Below are 16152 nucleotides of genomic sequence, written 5' to 3'. Positions count from 1 at the left end.
GATCACCGTCGCTATAATCCATTGACCGCGCAACACCACCTTCCAGACTGATCACGTTCGCCGAAACGATTGATCACCATCGCCGAAATCCGCACTTGGAGCAGCCCTGGTTGTACTGGACACAGAGGTTCTGGCCACGCTTCAGACTGAGCACCTGCTCGTCAGGGGAACAGGCGAGCCACATCTGGATCAGCTGCGCAGCGATCTCGGCCGCGAATACGTACGGATTGAAATCGGCAAGCTGAACACCATTGGTGAGGGAGAACGAAAAACTAAAGCCGTAGGCACCAAAGGTTCCGGAGGTAGACAACGCCCTGTCCGCCCATGCGCCCATCTGCAAGAGACCAGAGTTCACGATCGAGCTATCGACCGTTTCGTACAGCTGGTCAAAGACATACTTCGACCCTAACGCGATGCCCTGCTTCGCCGCCGTTCCGCCAACCGACAGTCCAGCGCTGACCGCGGCGCTTCCGATCGCGTTGTTCGAGTAAGCGGCACCGCCGCCGTTGCTGGTGCAGCAGCTCTTGATCTCGAGGCCGCCCAGCACCTTGATCGAGCAGCTGCTGTCGTAGCCTTTGAAAATGTTCACGTTACCGCCACCGACACCGTAGGCGCCGGCTTCGCGCCCGGTTTCCAGCCCTGCTACGACCTTGCCGAGCGCGCCGTCCGCACCACTACTTGACGAGAAGCATCCGGCACCCGGTGCGCACATCGTGTTCGTGCATTGGGTGACGGTCGTCGTGTGCGCCGGAGTATCGAGACACTGGTACGTGTACTGCATCGTGTCGCAGCTTCCCTGCACCGCGTCGTTGTATGACACACACTGCTGGTTCACTAGGCCGCAGCCTTGCTGCTGCAATGGCGCGCAGTCGTTAACGGTGGAAGCGGCTTGGCATTCGTAGGTATCCTGGTAGTTCCAGCAATCCTGGTAGAGCGGAATCCCGTTGATGATGCGTGTGCCGGCCGGCTCGATGCAGGTTGAACCAGTGCGTTGGCAGGTGGGCGCGGCATACGCTACCGGCGCGGCGAGCAGGGTGACGGTCATTACACTGCCGACGAGGGTGAACGCACGCGCGGCGAACATGAGAGCGCGGATATTCATTGTGCGGCCCGCTGTTCGAACGAGCTGCACTGGTCGATCCAGTTCGGCGTGCAAGTCGCGGTGCAGATCTGGTTCAGCGTGAGCTGAACTCGGGCCTGCCCGCCGCCCTGGAAACCGTACCCGCCTATCGCCGCTTGAATCTCGACGGTATTGACGCCCTCGTGCAAATACGCGCGGATGTCGGTGTTGGGCGCAATGGTCGACGGGTTCCCCTCGTACTCGCTACCGAAGGTAAAGAACGGTCGATACTCTGTGAGACCGCCATCTGCCGTAAAGGCAGTTTTATCCGAACACACGCTCCGAATGCCGTTGTAAATCAAATTGTGTGTGAAGGTCACACCAGGCGAAGACGCGGCAAGATAGCCGGTGGTCTGCCGTCCATCAATACCGCCGGCCGACGCCGGCAGCGTCGCCACTCCGCATTGGAGAATGCGCCCGCCGTCCGGCGCATCGGTGTAGACCGTGACGCCGTTAATGTCGACGCTGCGCAGCGTATTGTTTGCCGTGATCTGGCTGATGACTGCGGTACCGATCTGACCAAGGTTCTGGACGCTGAAACTCATCGAGCCGGACACGGTCAGTCCGTTGTAGCCTGAGTTGTCGTGATAGCCCGTGTCAGCGCCGAAGTTCCAGAGCGCAGAGTTCGATGCCAGGCGCGCGGCAAACCCGCCGGTGAAGCTTCCCTCGACGACCCCGCCAGCGGCGCAGCCTTGATAGGGTTCGGTGCAGACGGGGTCATTGATGCGGTTGCAGGTATAGGTTTGCGTACCCACGGCCTGTTCGCAGGTTTCCTTCCGGTAGGTCGCCGGCACCGTCGACGTCACGTTGTGGCAGTCCTGCGAACTCGTCGTAGACCCGGGGTTATTGATCGCGCCCTTGCTTCCGGTCACGATCGGATCGCTCGCGGTGATCGGCATGCGATTGGGAGGCTTCTTCGCGAGGTAATTCACGGCATCGCATTCCTGACGCCAGTAGGCACTCGGGTTCGCTGGCTGCGTTGAGCAATCCGCTTCCTTCCCTGACCCGGCCGGCCCGAGACTGCCCTGCCCACCGCCATACAGCGGCGTCAGCTCGCCGTCCTGGTTCGTGTAGTTCGGCACGTTCGAGCTACCGCCACTGATGCTTCCGTGAGCCGCGTTCATTCCTGACTTACCGAACGACTGGCCTTCAGTAAACGCAGTCCCGGTAGATGGGGCGTCCGCAGCAGCGCACACGGCGACCGCAGCCAGAGCGGTCGCGATGGCCAGTGGTGCGCTTCGGCGCAGGGTTGCCCGCATTCCGTTCATTCGACATCCCCCAGTGCACGGAGATATCGCTCGGCGATCCCCCCGTAGGTAGGGCTGTGATCGACGATCTGGCGCAGGGCATACGCGGGCGTCACGTCTCCCGACAAGGAGACGTACGACGCCGGCAGCGCACATCCGCTGCTGTCGACCTGACTGTTGGCGTCTCCACCGCGTGTGACGACATAGGCGGGCACACGGGCGATGCGATACTGCGTGAACGCCTTCGGGTTGACGACGATGCCGCCGGACGCAATCCCCAGCCGCTGCATTTCAGCGGCCGTCGCCTTCAGCGAGTCGTTCTTGAAGCCCCGGAACACCACAGTTCCCCCGGCCTGATTCATGGTCTTCACCAGGCGTACCAGCGAGGCAGCGGGCATCGAGAAGCTCGCGAACGCGACGAAGGAGTCGGTCACACGACGCTGCGTACGGCTTTCGTACCGTTTGGCGACGGCGAACGGATCTGCACCGGCGGCGGCTGGCGCCGGCGCCGGTAGGTTCGGGAACGCGTTGCCATCGTGAGCTGCCTTTGCTGCCGCCTGGGCCATCTGCCGATCGCGACTGCGCTGGATACGGCTCATCTCGGCATCAATCGCATCCGACGATGGCATCACGCCTCGGTAACGTGCGGTGCCGCTGGCTGCCTCATCGAAGATCGCTCGGCGCGTGGTATTGATCTGCTGCTGCTCACGCGCGAGCGCGTCATTCGACACGGTTTGTGCCGACACATGACCGGCCGCGAGGGCGATCGTGCCGGCGGCTATGATGGAGAAAGTGAGCCGACTCATTGGGGCAAGTCTCCGAGGTTCGCACCCATGCAGCAGTTGCGCTTGCGGAAAATCTCGTACGCGAAGTCCTCCCCCGTGTACGGGATCATCTTTCCGGCGCCCCAGAGCGCCGACGTGCGGCCATACGGCTGACAGCACTGACCGTTGATCTGGTCGGTTTGCGCAACGGGGTAGAGCATCGTGTACTTGTATTGGGTCTTGTCCATCACCGGCTGCAGGTAGTAGCCGCACATGGCCCCGTCACCTGTCGTGCCCCACATCAAACCCTCGCGATGCAGCTTTGCGGTCATGCGCTCGACCAGCAGTGACGACGCCTGGATCGCGGACACATGGGCCTGAACGTGGCCGTTGAATGGATAGATCGAGCCGTTGCAGCCCGCGCACCAGAAGAGCAGGTTGCTGCCGAAACCTAGGCTCGAGAGCACGCAGTCACCTGCGCAAGCGGCCTGGGCGATCGGACTGCCGAACAGGTAGGTCTCCGGCTCGAGGAGCATGGTGAGATCGTCGTCGCTCCACGTCGGATCGACTTCGGTCATGTACGCGACATCGAAGCTGCCCGTCTCCATACAGGGGTCGTCTAGCAGGATCTCGGTGTAGTACATGACCGGATCGGTGTACCAGTGCACCTGATAGAAGCTCTGCTTGGTGTCGTCCTTCTGCTCGCGCACCTCCCCCTCCGGGGCGTGGATGCCCGGGTTCAGCGAGATCCCGCCGAGCGACACGAAGCAGTAGGGCGAGCGCGTGACGTCGACGCGCCGGATCGGCTCCCAGAAGCTGAACTTGACGCCAAACGTGCCGCTACAGAAGCAGAGGAATCCGCCCGGGTTCGGGGTGTCGTCCTGGCCCATATTGAGGAACGTGACGCTACCGATGGCCATCGGGAAAGCGCATTCCCAGCAGATATCCGTGATCGGATTGGCGAATCGGCCGACACACTGACCCGCATCGGCCGGCGCCGAGAACGAGAAGCAGCTGGCAACCAGCGCGATCGCGAGAATCCAGCGGCGAAGGAGAGGGCGCATGCTCATGAAAGCAGCTCCCGCATCGCCGGATACACGTGGAAGACGAAGTCGATCAGGTATGCGCCGACGTGATGGCCAAGGCGATAGACGATCGGCAGGAGGATCACTGCAAGACCGCCGGTCGCCGCACCGGCAACGCCCCAAGCGGCGACCCATACCACACGTGACGTTACCGTGGCCAGGATGTCGAGCAGCTTCGCTCCAATCGAACGACGTGCGGACTCAACAACGCCGGAGACGGGAAGAGGCTCATCCAACTGGACCGTATGGGTCGATTCGACGCCGATACCGAGGGCGCCCTTCACCCCCTTCTCGATACGACCGATCAGCTCAACGGCTTCGACCTCGCTCAGATGCTCGGCGATGACCGCAGCAGGACGGTGGATATCATCTACAGCACCCACCACAACACGAAAGGTTTCCCCGCTGCTGTCTCCTACGATCTGGCGGTCAGGTTGAACGGATAGACGAGCGACCCTGCTGTCGTAGGGGCTCGCGCGCCAGTAGTAAGTCGCGAGCACACCCTTTCCTGAAACGACGACCTGATCATTGGTGACGTCTACGACATACCGGATCGGCTCGACTGTCGCATTGAAGTGCTGAAGAGCAGCAGCGCCGTCGTGGGGCGAGTTCTTCTCGACGACGTCGATAACGGCCGGGTCGGCAGTGAAGTCCAGACGGTCATAGTTGTTCATCGCGATTCCGATAAATTGGGAGGTGACAGGTGATTTGGTCGCCGGGTCAACGCAGTTGCTCCGCAGGTTCTTCCTCAAGAAGCAGTTGGTTGCCGCGCTGGCTGATGACGGCCGGCACGCGGGTGATCCCGAAACGCTGGCTAAGTCGACCCTGCTGATCGAAATACACTTGCCGTTTCCACGACTTCGTCAGGTCAAACCACGAACCAGCAGTCAGGATCGGTTTGATGGAATCGCCGGAGCGGGCCGCGAGCGCCTGCACCGCCTTGACCTGTCCCGCATCGCGGCCGTCGAAGAACACCAGGCGCTCGTGCAGCGTGACAATGTCGAGCGGATTGATACGCGTGCCGGCGGCGACGATCACGGCGCCCTCGTCGTTGGTGACGGGCTTGGAGTAGGTGACCGTCGGATCAATCAGGCGACTCGAGTACGCGCTGACGGTCGAAATGCCCGGCACCGGGGGCAGGGACGTGACGTCATGCAGCGCGCGCTGGCGCGCACGGCGCTCGATGGCCGCCAGCCCACCATTGGCTTGCAGTTCGAGCAGGCGGCGCTTCAGCATCGCAATCGCGTCGTGCTCCGCAATCGGATACGTCGGGCCAACCACGCCCAGGTCCTCCGCAATCGCTGAAATCGGGGATACCGCGACCGTCAGTGCCGCGATCCACAGGACTGCAGCTCGTCGGATAAGCTGTCGTAGCTGCCTCCAACCAACGAGCAAGCAGGCTGGACCTATCCCTGTGTCCACTATTTGGACGATAAAGAAATGTGGTGTACCAATGACATGCCTATAAACCAGGCCACCAGAAACCCCACACCAAGACAGAACACGATCACGCACATCCATACGGCCCATATGAACAAGCCAATTGCAAGCATCAGAAGCGTCATCTGAGCCTCCAGTTGAAGCGCCGGCCGGCGTGCTGAGGGCGCGGCAGCGGTTAAAAAATTTCATAGGCCTCCCCGACGATTGCGGTTTGAGGAACGGTGCCGGCGATCGAGTACCGCGAATCGAGGCTGTTCGGGTTCGGCGTGGCCACGAAGTAGTGTCCCGGCGGAATCACGCCGTCTTCGGTCGGAAACAGCGCCATCCCTGCAAGCGAGAGCGGCTTGGCGTAGCCGATATAGGTCTGATTGACCCAGACGTTGCGACCAACGACGTGCACGACATCGCCAGGCAAACCAGCCACGTGTTTGATGAAGGTCAGTCCTGCGGGGTAGGTCGCCCCACCGTGCCACCGAAATGCGATGGTGTCGCCGAGGCGCGGCCGACAGGGGCCCTTGCGGATGAAGTAGAGCGTCCCCGGCAGACTGGTCGACATGTTGAACGTCAGCCCATACCAAGGCGTGAGGCCCCATGCGACAGCCGCCACGACCGTCAGCGCGACCACGGTGCGAACAAACCGTCGATAGCGAGCCAGGCCGCTGGAGTAGGCGACGAGCGCGATCACTGCTCATCTCCGCGAAGGTCGGTTCTTGCAAAATTCGCGCCCCCCGATCGACGCAAGTCGAAATGCGTCGTTACGTTTGCAAGCGCCGCCGCACAAGTACTGGTCGAGGCGGCCAGATAATCACCAACGGCGGTCGGTGCAAATCGTCCGCCCACCATTTTTGTTCCAAGCGTGCGCGCAGAAAACTGGGAGAGGGCCGTCGATCGGAGACGAGTCATTTCGCGATCCTCTTGGCGATCAGGTCAGTGAGGTCGGGCGCATCACCTGCGAGCACGGCAGCTTTATTGACGACAACGCAGCCGCACTGTGTGCCGAGCTGGTCCAGCGCGGCCGACAGGCGCTTTGCGTAATCGCCGGCGTGTTGGGTCGCCTTATTCTTCGCGTCGTCCGTCATGTGGACGGGATCGCCATTATTGAAGGTCTTCAGCAGCGTTTCCTGCTCATCGCTGATGAGCTTCTGCACGTCAACCACGACGACCGGCGCAACTCTTTCGCGTTGCGTCCATAAGTAGACGAGCGGGGAGCCCAGCACCAACGAAGCGCCGATCGAGATAAGGCCGGTGAGTACGAGGTCGTGTCGCATGTTCACTTCCGTTTGGCTTGGATTAGGGCGCGGATCGCGTCTTCTGTGGACGTGCCGCCGGCACGCAAACGCTGCATGAATTCGTAGTCCGGCCCCTTCGTGGTCGCCATGGCCAGCGTGAATTCGTCAGGGATATGGCGCAGTAGGTGCGTGCCGCCGTTCGGATCGACGAGGACGAACTCGCTATAGCGACCGGGTACCGGGCGTAGCGACTTCAACATGCGTTTCAACCCCGGCGACAGATCCATCACGTCGCCCTTCTCGATCTTCTTGAGCGTGTCGTCGCTTTGCTTGAGGTGGAACTTCCATGCGGAGTTGTCGAACGCGGCCTGCGTTGCCTTGTTCATCCCGGCGTCGGTGATCCCCTGCGTCGCGAAAAAGAAGCTGCCTTCGTATTTGCGCGCACGCCGATAGCCTTCTTCCATGAAGTCGGCCGATTCCTGATCGTCACCGACGATCTGCCAGCCCTCGTCCTGCAGGAACAGCTTCGGTCGCGACCGGTCAAAGCGGTACATTTCGTTGGTGACCTGATTGGTCAGGCCGAGCATGATCACCGTGCGCAGTTGGGGATCGCTGTTGAGGTGCTCGAGCTCAAGTCCAACCACTTCATTGTCGAGTCGTACGTTGGTGCGCCCGTTGACGTAGTCGCCGTAAACACCCCCCTTGCAGAACGGTTCGAGACGCACGGCAAGTTCATACGCGATGCGCTCGGGTTGCCCATTCTGGTCCTTCAGGCTCAGCAGGGCGTCTCGCACCAACGTGGGACTACCTTCCTGGCCGTAGTCCTTCCATACGATGCGCACTGCGACATCGAGCAACGCGCCCTCGAACGGAGTGATAGGAGCGGTCGGCGATACCATGCGCGCGATGATCGGCCGGATGAATTTCACCTCGCTGTCGAGACCATTTTCGGTATCGATGCCAGCGGTCGAAAACGCATTGATGACGATTCGCGACCCAGGCTTGAAGTCGATGTACTGGCCGTCTCCCATGTCGATCTGCTTTTCGTACGAATAGCCCACGTCACAGATCCGGATGATTCCGCCGACCGAGCGGAACGCTCCGATGATGTCGTTCATGAGCACCGATTTACCGGCGCCGGAAGTACCATCGACAAAGCCGTTGTAGTTCGTTCCGCTCGAGTAAATGTCTACAAGCGCGGGTGTACCGCGACGGCCAAAAAAGAGCAGGCTTGCCCGTCCATTCGTACCCGACCACTCGCCGAGCACCGGTGCCATATCGGTCGCATTTACGGTGGTCTTGGTGGTGATCAACCGAAACTTCTTGAGGTCGTCCCGCATGTCGCTTGTCAGCATCATGGGCAGGGCCGACAGGAATGTCGTCAGCTGCTGGGTCAGCATCGGGAACAGCTTGAAGCGCTCCGAACGCCAGATGCCTTTCGCGGCCGCCACACACTGCTCCATCTTCTTGCGCGGCGCGAAGAGCGTGAGCGTGTGATAGAGCTCACACATCGAGCCCCCTTGCGTGAGCTGCATCGAGACGGCTTTCCAGTCCTGATTCTGCAGCGCCAGTTCGGGCTGCAGCTTCGCGATCTTCGATTCGGCGTTCTGCGTCGCGCGCGCACTACGCAAAGCGGCCCGTGTCTCGACGGCGGTCTGATCGAGAATCAGGACGCCGAGCGTGATCAGGTACGGGCAGGGGTATTGATGGACATCGTTGAAGAGCGAGCCGACGATGTTGTTCATCTCCCACAGCTCTTTGCTCTTCGGATACTGGTGCACGCCAAAGCTGCGCACAGCGATGCGTGCGTCGGGCTCGTCGGCATCCTCCGGCGGCACTCCGTAGAGCAAATGCTTTGCCTTCACCCGCATGTGGTGACCGAAAGCCGTCAGTTGGTCACGAATGGGCTTGTCGTCGCTATAAGTCTGATCGATCGTTTCAGCCCCATCGCCAAAGAACGCACCGGGGTTGAGGATCGGCCAGAGAAAACGCAACAGATCGTTGGGCTCCGCGCTACGGCTTGCCAGGCTTGCGGAACTCAACGTCGCACCGACGACGTCGCGAATATTCTGGATTTCTTCGATCAGCTTCAGATCGTCGAGCGAGCCCTTGCGCACGATCGACAGCAACAGCCGCTTGTCCGTGATCGAATAGTTTTGGCCAAGAAACAGCGGCTGGCCGAGTTTGCCGCGAATGAATGCGGCGCGGCGCTCGGCCTGTTCCAGATAGAACGAGGGCGCACGTCCCGCCTCGGCGTACTCGCGCCGAAGGTCGACGTAGGCGTTCAATGACTCCTCGATGATGGGGTCGCCCAACAGCATCCATTGGAGCCCATAGCCGGCCGGAACCGAGTCATATAGGCCGTGGAGACTGCGGGTCAACTCCGCGTCGGCGCCCGTCTGCGGTGCAACCGCAAGCACGAAGCCAACCGAATCCGTGTTGTAGTAGAGCTCGGTGGCGGGGTCGTACTGGTCATACGGAAGCAGGTTATGAAGTCCGACCGTCTCTATGCGTCGCTGGTCCGCGGCAACGGGCGCGGGCGGCCCGAGATCGTCCTCGGTGCCGAGAATTGCTTCGCTGATCGCAATTCGCGCGAGCGATTTCGCGTCATCGATCCAGGCCTGCAAGGTGCTCATCAATGACTCCTGGATCAATGGTCCGTCGCTGCGGGCATCGCAGCCGCTGCACGGTCGACTGCGCCGGCAGGCGTGAGAATGCCCTGCATGACCCGATCAGCACTCGATATCGCCCCCGACGTCGAATCGCTGTTGGAGCTGGAAGTAGCCGCCTTGCTACCGCTACTGCTAGCATCCCGCGCAGGAGTCGGCGGCATCACCGGCCGGAACGCGGCCTGGATGCGCTGCTGGTTGTGCGCGATCGACCAGTGGCCAGGATCGACGATCAGATAGACGTATTCCTGGTCATGCAAGTCGGAGTCCGCGTCCTGCCACGGCGCGAACCAGACACGCATTTCGCGCGAAGCCGTGTGAACCGGAGCGCCGCTATCGAGCGCTTTGGGGAGAATCTCGGCGGAGCCGACGACGGGTCGAGAACTGGCACTGACCGCAGCACCCGATGCGTTCGATGCCGGGCCGGGATCTCCGGCATAGCTGCCGAGTGCGATATTGGTCGTCGCGCCCGCGCCTGTATGAACGTGCTGATCAGGCAGGTTATGCGCCATCGCGTTGGCATAGATGCCGGACATGCTGCTGCAGAGCACACCTTCAGGCGCCTTGCAGGCGAATTGCGAGTTCGCGTCGTAGCCGCTGAAGCTGCAGCCGGTCAGACTGAGAAGCGCTGAAAGCGTGGCGAGCATGATCTTGTTTTTCATGGTCACTTCGCTCCAAGCCATTGATCGATTGCTTCGGCGCTGGCGGCGCCCGGCAGCACCCGCCCGTCCTCGCTCACGAGCGCAGGCGTGCCGGAAATTCCCATGCTTGCGGCCAGGGCTTCGTTCGCGTCGATGGGATTTGCGCACGACACGAGCTTCGGCTCGACGCGTGGCGGGGCAGGTGTCTTGGCAGCGACGCCAGTCGGAGTCGATCCCTGATCACGCATCCAGCGCGACAATGCGAGGGGCATCCACGCGTGCCAGGTGGCAAGCCTGTCCTCGGCGCACCAGATCGCTATGGAATGGGCGCGGGCACGCGGATGAATCGATTCGAGCGGGTACATGAAGCGGTAGATCGTGACGTCCTTGAGCTTGGAGAGGTCGTCCTCCAAGGCCAGGCAGTAGGGACAATCGGGATCGTCGAAGATTGCGAGCTTGCGGCGGCCGGTACCGTGAACCTCGACGAACGCGTCCTGAAGCCGATCCGCCGGGAACCGCACCTTCTGCAGCGCTTGCTCGAGCGGCACGGTCAGATCCTGCTGCGTCACCATGTCGAAGAGATGGCCAAACAGGAAGTACCGCCCGGTGACATCCGTATAGGCAACCTTGTTACCCATCACGACCTCATAGATGCCGACCGACGGCGTGGCGGCGACCTCGCGAAACTTGGTTGCCGGGTAGCGTGCATGGAGCGCCGCCTTGAGCGCAGCTACGCCGGGATCAAGGTTCGGGTCGGCAGGGTTTATCTGCGACGTCGCAGCCTGAGCGACGGACGCCGTGACACCGACTTCAGAGCTTGGCCCGGCGACGCGCGCCGGAACCGTGGATGGCACCGCGGATGTACCTTGGGTGGTGCAGCCCCACGCGATGCACGTCGTCATCAGAAGAGCGAAAGTGAATTTGGCGTGTTTCATTGGATCATTGAGCATGTTGAGGGCGAGGTGCCGGCGGCGAACGTGGGCGCCGACGCTGGAGGGACGGTCATTTGCCGAGATGGCTTCGAAAAAGCGTGATGCTTGACCCCATCGATCGTGCGGCCAGCCAGCTTCTTACCAACGCGCAGCATGCGGGCGTCGCCGTCGTCGTAGGCTGCTGAATCGATGCCGTCGTAGACCTGGCCAGTCCGTTTGGCCCACGCTCCAAACCACGTGCGGTCGCACCACTCGATCTTGCTGATCTCGGTCATCGCCGCACCATCATGCAAAGGTCCGCCCGGCGCTTGATCTCAGCCGCGTATACGGTCAAGTCGCCGGTCAACACAACATGCGTGCGCGGTGCGGCCGGCACACCGACATACTCTTCAACAGGGGAATCCGCGGTCTGCTTATCTCCGGCAATGCGGACGTTGTAGCCCCGCGAATTCGGAACATGCGCAATCGAGAGCGTGCCCTGCGAGACCATCGCTTCGAGCAGCGGGCGAATCCGTGCCGCGCTCAGGTGAAACTCGCTTGCCAACGCGTAGGCTGCATAGGCGACACGTGGGCGCATCGCAGCAAGTACATCGTTGGCAGTCGGCATATATTTGGCACGAGGCATGGTCAGTCCTCCAGGGGCTTGCGGCGTTGCACGAAGTCCCACAGCGCGGCCGGCAAGAACCGCGCCTCTGCACCTCGCTGGTCGAGCATCATCGCGACGTTGGCAACATCCACGGGATCGCCCATCGCGACGACCTCGATAAGCTCGCTCGCGAGCGTCATCGCCGAGACGGTCGCGGGGTCGCGCCGTCCGCGACGGCCTTCTTGACGCTTCTTGGCGAGCTTGCGTTTCATCCGTGCAGCGAAGAGGTCAACGGCGACATCGTCCGGATGTACTGAGCCAGCGCGTCGATTCCAGGCGGCTGCAGCGGCAGCGGCGTCGTTGAAGAGCAGCACCATCTGATAACCGGGGCACGCGGGTTCGACGCAACTCCCACCGAACATCGCTTCGGAAACACGCATGACCGCGTCAAGGTCGCAGTACGGACACGGGACAAGTTGATAATCGCGGGGAGAGTTCATTGAAGTTCTCCAGAGACGGCCGCGCGCGCAGCGACCCGCTCGAAATAGAAGACGACAGGCGCCCCGGTTTCCTCGATCAACCCGTAGCACTTCGCCAGGCGATCGATCGGGTGATACGCGTTGAGGGAGGCGACATGCTTCATGAGCGCTTGGCGCCACTGCTCAAGCGACATCTGCCCCTTGCTGATGTTGCAAGGCGGACAGGACGGCATGTAATTCGACTCGACGTCACGCTCCGGATGCCTCGACGGGACGCTCACAAGCTTCCATTGGCCATTCGCGGTTCGCTTGGTCTCGACCGCGCGTACAACCGGGTCTACATGGTCGCCATGCCACCGATCGGGCAATGGCATTCCACAGTACGCGCAGCGGCCGTCGTATTTGCGCCGGAGCCGATCGCGCTGTGCTTTCGTCAGCCGGCTCACGCTTTATGCTCCACGGCAGGTGTGGCAGCATCCTGGCAGGCGACTCCACGATCCGCGCCTGCGTCCAGCTTGACGGCGCCGGCGCGGCGCGCTTCGGCCGTGGAACGGATCACAATCTCCACCTGTTCCCAGAGCCAGGGCTTGCAGTCGCGCGCAAGTTCGTTCGGAAAGCCGGTAATGCCAATGGCACCGGCCGGCGTCCTGATGTCGAGTTGGCCGCCCATGACCGGACTGCTGGAAATCTTCGTGAGCTCGCCAGCGGCAACGATCGCGTCAGGCTGCGTGGGGGCAGACGCGACGGCCTCGTCCATGTACCAGTGCATCATGGCGAGCAGGCCGATATCGATGGGGTCGCCCTTGTCGACGTGCGAGCGCAACATAGTCGACAGATCACCCCGTTGTGCGCTCCACCACCCGGCACGCCCCTGGGCTCTACCCACTGCCATCTTTGCCTTCAACACGCGGTTGAACCCGTCGAGTGCTGCATCGTCGAACGCTGCCGCACTTGTCAGTGGATTCGCGTCGGTCACGTCGGTAACGGCTGACGAACCAAGCTCGTTGCTGGAGAGGTCGAGCAGATCCGCAGCTTGCTTAAGAAATTCAAGGAAGCCCGATTGAAACGCGGGATCACCGCGAAATCGATCGGCACCGATATCCGCGAATCCCCGCACCTGCTCGGCAATGAGCAAAGCAGCGCCGCACCAACCGGCAAGCGCCCGGCGCATTTCCGGTTGGTGGTAGTTGCCGTCTCCATCCTTCGTGAACGACGCTTCGTGAACCGCTTGGTCCGCACACCGCAGCATCGCGGCCTCGAACGCTGCGATGGTCACGCTCTTCGTTTCATCAATCATCGGTGTAGCCCCCATCGTTAGCACGGCCATCGTTGGCCAAGCCATCGTTGATGTTGCTGATATCGGAGAGGGCGCCGTCGTATTCGGCTCCCTTTGACACGGCGAACTCGACGATGCGACCACCGTCCGTCTCGATCACAGGGAAAAGCTTTTCGGCCGCTCGGATGTAGTACTGCTTAAGAGTGTCTGCACCCCCAGATACGCCGCTGCCGATGGCGGCACGGCCGACCTGGCTCGGGTTGATAATGGAGGTGGACCCGAGTGCGGTATTGCTGAGGGTGTTGGCTGATTCGTTGAACGCTTGCCCAATCCCGGAGGAGATACCGGCGAACACCGACATGGCCAGTGCCGATCCTGCCTTCGAGACTAGTCGACCTCGCACGCCTTCCTTGCCGTCCTCGCCCATGACGTTGCCCTTAATCGGCATTTCCACGGTTCGGCCGTTCTTCAGGATGCAGTCGAGCGTTTCACCGCGCATGTGAGTGCGCTCGCTGGAAACGTCGCCATACGCCTGCGTCAGGATGCGGCACTCCGTGATGTCGAGCTTGCGACTGTTCGGTAGATTGGCTGCGTCCAATACCTGGAGGAACACCGGAAGCGGATCGTGCTGGGCCTCGCCGCCCGTCGGAGCGTCGACGCCGTTCATCATGAATACGCGCACGAAGGAGGTGGCAGGGATGAAAGTGACTTTCTTCTTGCCGTTGGCCTTCAGGCAGTCCTGCTGTGCGCGTGTCGCCTGATCCAACGGCAACGACGAGTAGCGGGGGTCGACGCAGTCGACCCCGTTGCCGGTCGGCGCATTGAATTGAATGATGGCGAGCTTTGGAGGGGCGGCAGCCATATCGACACCGGGGTTGCCGGATTTGCCGAATGGCGGATTCAGGATTGCGCCCGTCTTGGCCGGGGCCCCGTTGAGGGGAATTGGCTTGTCCAGGGCCGCGCGGTCTGCCGTTGCTCCGGACGCGGCCGCGGGGGCGCTTGCCGGCGTGCTCTTCATCGCGTCGATCCGCTTGCTGAGCTCGTCCTGGGCTTTCGACAAGGCTTTCATCTGTGACACGGCATCGTCGGCGCGCGAATCTATACTCGACATCCTGCGCGTAAGCTCAGCGAGTTGCGCCTCCGAGTGAGCCCGCCAGGCATTGCGATCGTTCTGGTCGCCGAGGCTCGTAAACGGCACCTTCGTGGTGAACTGACGATTGGCCGGCCCGCTCTGCGTGAAGAACATACCAACGGTGAAGAGGCCAGCGAGGACGGCGAAGCAGGCCACGGTCAGGATCCGCTGGCGGCGCTTGGTTGCTTGATTGACATCACTCATGGTCGCCCCGCTCACGAACGACATAGACAATCGTGCTGGCGCCGGCCGGCAGGTTTGCGTTTTCGATCGCGATGGCGAGCACGCCCGGCGCGTAGAGTTCGCGCTCGTCGATGGCCATGTCGGTGTGCGAGGTATTCGAGAGCGTGTAGGTCTCGCCAATGAAATCGCCGTCGCTGTACTGACGGACCAGCGTCAATACAGCCTCCTTCCAGAGCGGCACGACAGTGTCGAGCGACGTGTACGACAGCTGCGGTGCCCCCCGACCACCGGCCATCGCCAGCATCATGAGTTTCACCCGTCGTTGAAAAGCCGACGCGTGGAGCGCTTGGGTCGAGCGCGCTGCAGGCGGTTCGATACGGATATCTTCGGCCGGTCGCGGACCGGGAACGAGCAATAATCGGTAGGTCGTGCCGGCGTCATCGATCACGAACACCGTGATCGACTCATTCAGCGCGGTCGGATTCGCGGGCATGAGCCAGAGCTTTCCGCCGTCTTGCGTCCACGAGATCGAGCCTGGTAGAGCTGGCACGATCTTCGAAAAGCTGCGCCCCCCGGACATTGACAGAACGTTGTATTCCGCCGCGGAGATCGAGACCTGCTGCGTTTGCCGATCCGCTCCCTTGACGACCTGGATCGCATGCGCACTAGTGGTAGTCAGGAACATCATGGCGGCAAACACGAGACGCGGCCTGAATGCCGTGCACAATTTCGGCGACTGTCGATTGAAGGCAAATTTCATGATGCGGGAGTCTCCGTTGTGACCAGCGGCTCGACGCCTTGTTTGCCGCGCGCGGCTTCTCGGATGTCGAGGAGGACTAAGCGGCCGAAGACGGTGATTCCGAAATAGACCTCGTAGGTCTTTTGTTCCGAGCTCGTGCGCTTGCCGGAGATGTAGGTGGTCAAGGTGCCGGTGACCTTCACAGCTTTGTTGCGGAAATCCACCTCGCCTACCCCCATCGGCTCGAAGACGTCCGTCACGCCGTCGTGCTTGATCTGGAGTGCGTCGGCCTCCCATGCCGTCTTGAGCGCGGCGCGTCGATCGTCGTCGACCATGGACAGGAGAATCCGTACGTTGTTGTCGACGGTGGTCGGCGTGACACTTTTGGAAAGGGAGAGCACGTACGCGGCCTGATCGGCGAGGTACTGGTCGTTTGCATACCGAGCCCCGACGACGTAGGTGCCGCGAACGGCTGGCGGCATGATGATGACGCGCTGCGTGACGACCAGCCATGCACAGGTGAGCGCGATGACCACACTGGTGGTGCCGTTTCCGAGCAGCACTTTCTTCAGAAAGCGGTTCTCGGCCTGCAGCTGTTCGCGTGATTGGGCGGCTTTACCGGGTGTCATC

General features: G+C 61.6%; 19 protein-coding genes. All 19 read right to left on the bottom strand.

Going from position 1 to position 16152, the window contains the following annotated elements:
* Positions 1–73: 73 nt before the first annotated feature.
* The 19 genes from traN to DFS13_RS35925 all read right to left on the bottom strand — a co-directional run bounded on the left by traN (position 74) and on the right by DFS13_RS35925 (position 16151).
* The gene (gene traN / locus DFS13_RS36015) at positions 74–1102 is read right to left on the bottom strand and encodes a conjugal transfer protein TraN (protein ID WP_258400025.1); all 1029 of its coding nucleotides are present in this window, start codon (positions 1100–1102) and stop codon (positions 74–76) included.
* Positions 1099–2379 (bottom strand): hypothetical protein, encoded by a 1281-nt coding sequence (locus DFS13_RS36010; RefSeq protein WP_165581455.1) that lies wholly within the window; start codon positions 2377–2379, stop codon positions 1099–1101. The genes traN and DFS13_RS36010 overlap by 4 nt, the downstream gene beginning before the upstream one ends.
* Positions 2380–2384: 5 nt before the next feature.
* The gene (gene trbC, locus DFS13_RS36005) at positions 2385–3173 is read right to left on the bottom strand and encodes a type-F conjugative transfer system pilin assembly protein TrbC (protein WP_027811082.1); all 789 of its coding nucleotides are present in this window, start codon (positions 3171–3173) and stop codon (positions 2385–2387) included.
* Entirely contained in the window at positions 3170–4201 is a 1032-nt protein-coding gene (gene traU / locus DFS13_RS36000) for a conjugal transfer pilus assembly protein TraU (RefSeq protein WP_027811081.1), read from the bottom strand. The genes trbC and traU overlap by 4 nt, the downstream gene beginning before the upstream one ends.
* Positions 4198–4890 carry a hypothetical protein gene (locus DFS13_RS35995; protein WP_027811080.1) on the bottom strand — a complete coding sequence of 231 codons (693 nt, stop codon included), beginning with the start codon at positions 4888–4890 and terminating at the stop codon, positions 4198–4200. The genes traU and DFS13_RS35995 overlap by 4 nt, the downstream gene beginning before the upstream one ends.
* A gap of 46 nt (positions 4891–4936) precedes the next feature.
* Entirely contained in the window at positions 4937–5578 is a 642-nt protein-coding gene (gene traW / locus DFS13_RS35990; RefSeq protein WP_027811079.1) for a type-F conjugative transfer system protein TraW, read from the bottom strand.
* 253 nt (positions 5579–5831) lie between these two features.
* Positions 5832–6341: a S26 family signal peptidase gene (locus tag DFS13_RS35985; RefSeq protein ID WP_049030195.1), complete on the bottom strand. Its 510-nt coding sequence runs from the start codon at positions 6339–6341 to the stop codon at positions 5832–5834.
* A 214-nt stretch (positions 6342–6555) separates the two neighbouring features.
* Entirely contained in the window at positions 6556–6924 is a 369-nt protein-coding gene (locus DFS13_RS35980; RefSeq protein WP_205713840.1) for a TrbI F-type domain-containing protein, read from the bottom strand.
* 2 nt (positions 6925–6926) lie between these two features.
* Complete coding sequence (gene traC / locus DFS13_RS35975) at positions 6927–9521, bottom strand: type IV secretion system protein TraC (RefSeq protein WP_027811076.1); 2595 nt, start codon at positions 9519–9521, stop codon at positions 6927–6929.
* A 14-nt stretch (positions 9522–9535) separates the two neighbouring features.
* The gene (traV, locus tag DFS13_RS35970) at positions 9536–10216 is read right to left on the bottom strand and encodes a type IV conjugative transfer system lipoprotein TraV (protein ID WP_027811075.1); all 681 of its coding nucleotides are present in this window, start codon (positions 10214–10216) and stop codon (positions 9536–9538) included.
* Between the two features lie 2 nt (positions 10217–10218).
* On the bottom strand, positions 10219–11130 hold the full coding sequence (locus tag DFS13_RS35965) for a DsbC family protein (RefSeq protein WP_223274479.1): 912 nt from the start codon (positions 11128–11130) through the stop codon (positions 10219–10221).
* Positions 11127–11402 (bottom strand): hypothetical protein, encoded by a 276-nt coding sequence (locus tag DFS13_RS35960; RefSeq protein ID WP_027811073.1) that lies wholly within the window; start codon positions 11400–11402, stop codon positions 11127–11129. Before DFS13_RS35960 ends, DFS13_RS35965 begins: the two co-directional genes overlap by 4 nt.
* The gene (locus tag DFS13_RS35955; RefSeq protein WP_027811072.1) at positions 11399–11752 is read right to left on the bottom strand and encodes a hypothetical protein; all 354 of its coding nucleotides are present in this window, start codon (positions 11750–11752) and stop codon (positions 11399–11401) included. The genes DFS13_RS35960 and DFS13_RS35955 overlap by 4 nt, the downstream gene beginning before the upstream one ends.
* A gap of 2 nt (positions 11753–11754) precedes the next feature.
* A complete protein-coding gene (locus DFS13_RS35950; RefSeq protein WP_027811071.1) occupies positions 11755–12213 on the bottom strand; it encodes a hypothetical protein in 459 nt (152 codons plus the stop codon).
* On the bottom strand, positions 12210–12638 hold the full coding sequence (locus DFS13_RS35945) for an HNH endonuclease (protein ID WP_027811070.1): 429 nt from the start codon (positions 12636–12638) through the stop codon (positions 12210–12212). Before DFS13_RS35945 ends, DFS13_RS35950 begins: the two co-directional genes overlap by 4 nt.
* Entirely contained in the window at positions 12635–13489 is an 855-nt protein-coding gene (locus DFS13_RS35940) for a hypothetical protein (RefSeq protein WP_175048440.1), read from the bottom strand. The genes DFS13_RS35945 and DFS13_RS35940 overlap by 4 nt, the downstream gene beginning before the upstream one ends.
* Positions 13482–14804 (bottom strand): TrbI/VirB10 family protein, encoded by a 1323-nt coding sequence (locus DFS13_RS35935; protein WP_027811069.1) that lies wholly within the window; start codon positions 14802–14804, stop codon positions 13482–13484. The genes DFS13_RS35940 and DFS13_RS35935 overlap by 8 nt, the downstream gene beginning before the upstream one ends.
* Positions 14797–15543: a type-F conjugative transfer system secretin TraK gene (locus DFS13_RS35930; RefSeq protein ID WP_027811068.1), complete on the bottom strand. Its 747-nt coding sequence runs from the start codon at positions 15541–15543 to the stop codon at positions 14797–14799. Before DFS13_RS35930 ends, DFS13_RS35935 begins: the two co-directional genes overlap by 8 nt.
* Complete coding sequence (locus tag DFS13_RS35925; protein WP_027811067.1) at positions 15540–16151, bottom strand: type IV conjugative transfer system protein TraE; 612 nt, start codon at positions 16149–16151, stop codon at positions 15540–15542. Before DFS13_RS35925 ends, DFS13_RS35930 begins: the two co-directional genes overlap by 4 nt.
* Between the last annotated feature and the right edge of the window lies 1 nt (position 16152).

Origin of the sequence: Burkholderia sp. 28_3 (assembly GCF_003253915.1) — a bacterium.
Lineage (GTDB): Bacteria > Pseudomonadota > Gammaproteobacteria > Burkholderiales > Burkholderiaceae > Burkholderia > Burkholderia cenocepacia.
The sequence above is the reverse complement of the archived record's forward strand: the minus strand, read 5'-3'. Positions and strand labels throughout refer to the sequence as shown.

What these genes read in the sequence shown, in the direction of transcription:
- traN (WP_258400025.1), bottom strand. Translation starts at nt 1,102, where the DNA reads ATGAATATCCGCGCTCTCATGTTCGCCGCGCGTGCGTTCACCCTCGTC.
- DFS13_RS36010 (WP_165581455.1), bottom strand. Translation starts at nt 2,379, where the DNA reads ATGCGGGCAACCCTGCGCCGAAGCGCACCACTGGCCATCGCGACCGCT.
- trbC (WP_027811082.1), bottom strand. Translation starts at nt 3,173, where the DNA reads ATGAGTCGGCTCACTTTCTCCATCATAGCCGCCGGCACGATCGCCCTC.
- traU (WP_027811081.1), bottom strand. Translation starts at nt 4,201, where the DNA reads ATGAGCATGCGCCCTCTCCTTCGCCGCTGGATTCTCGCGATCGCGCTG.
- DFS13_RS35995 (WP_027811080.1), bottom strand. Translation starts at nt 4,890, where the DNA reads ATGAACAACTATGACCGTCTGGACTTCACTGCCGACCCGGCCGTTATC.
- DFS13_RS35980 (WP_205713840.1), bottom strand. Translation starts at nt 6,924, where the DNA reads ATGCGACACGACCTCGTACTCACCGGCCTTATCTCGATCGGCGCTTCG.
- traC (WP_027811076.1), bottom strand. Translation starts at nt 9,521, where the DNA reads ATGAGCACCTTGCAGGCCTGGATCGATGACGCGAAATCGCTCGCGCGA.
- traV (WP_027811075.1), bottom strand. Translation starts at nt 10,216, where the DNA reads ATGAAAAACAAGATCATGCTCGCCACGCTTTCAGCGCTTCTCAGTCTG.
- DFS13_RS35965 (WP_223274479.1), bottom strand. Translation starts at nt 11,130, where the DNA reads ATGAAACACGCCAAATTCACTTTCGCTCTTCTGATGACGACGTGCATC.
- DFS13_RS35960 (WP_027811073.1), bottom strand. Translation starts at nt 11,402, where the DNA reads ATGACCGAGATCAGCAAGATCGAGTGGTGCGACCGCACGTGGTTTGGA.
- DFS13_RS35955 (WP_027811072.1), bottom strand. Translation starts at nt 11,752, where the DNA reads ATGCCTCGTGCCAAATATATGCCGACTGCCAACGATGTACTTGCTGCG.
- DFS13_RS35950 (WP_027811071.1), bottom strand. Translation starts at nt 12,213, where the DNA reads ATGAACTCTCCCCGCGATTATCAACTTGTCCCGTGTCCGTACTGCGAC.
- DFS13_RS35940 (WP_175048440.1), bottom strand. Translation starts at nt 13,489, where the DNA reads ATGATTGATGAAACGAAGAGCGTGACCATCGCAGCGTTCGAGGCCGCG.
- DFS13_RS35935 (WP_027811069.1), bottom strand. Translation starts at nt 14,804, where the DNA reads ATGAGTGATGTCAATCAAGCAACCAAGCGCCGCCAGCGGATCCTGACC.
- DFS13_RS35930 (WP_027811068.1), bottom strand. Translation starts at nt 15,543, where the DNA reads ATGAAATTTGCCTTCAATCGACAGTCGCCGAAATTGTGCACGGCATTC.
- DFS13_RS35925 (WP_027811067.1), bottom strand. Translation starts at nt 16,151, where the DNA reads ATGACACCCGGTAAAGCCGCCCAATCACGCGAACAGCTGCAGGCCGAG.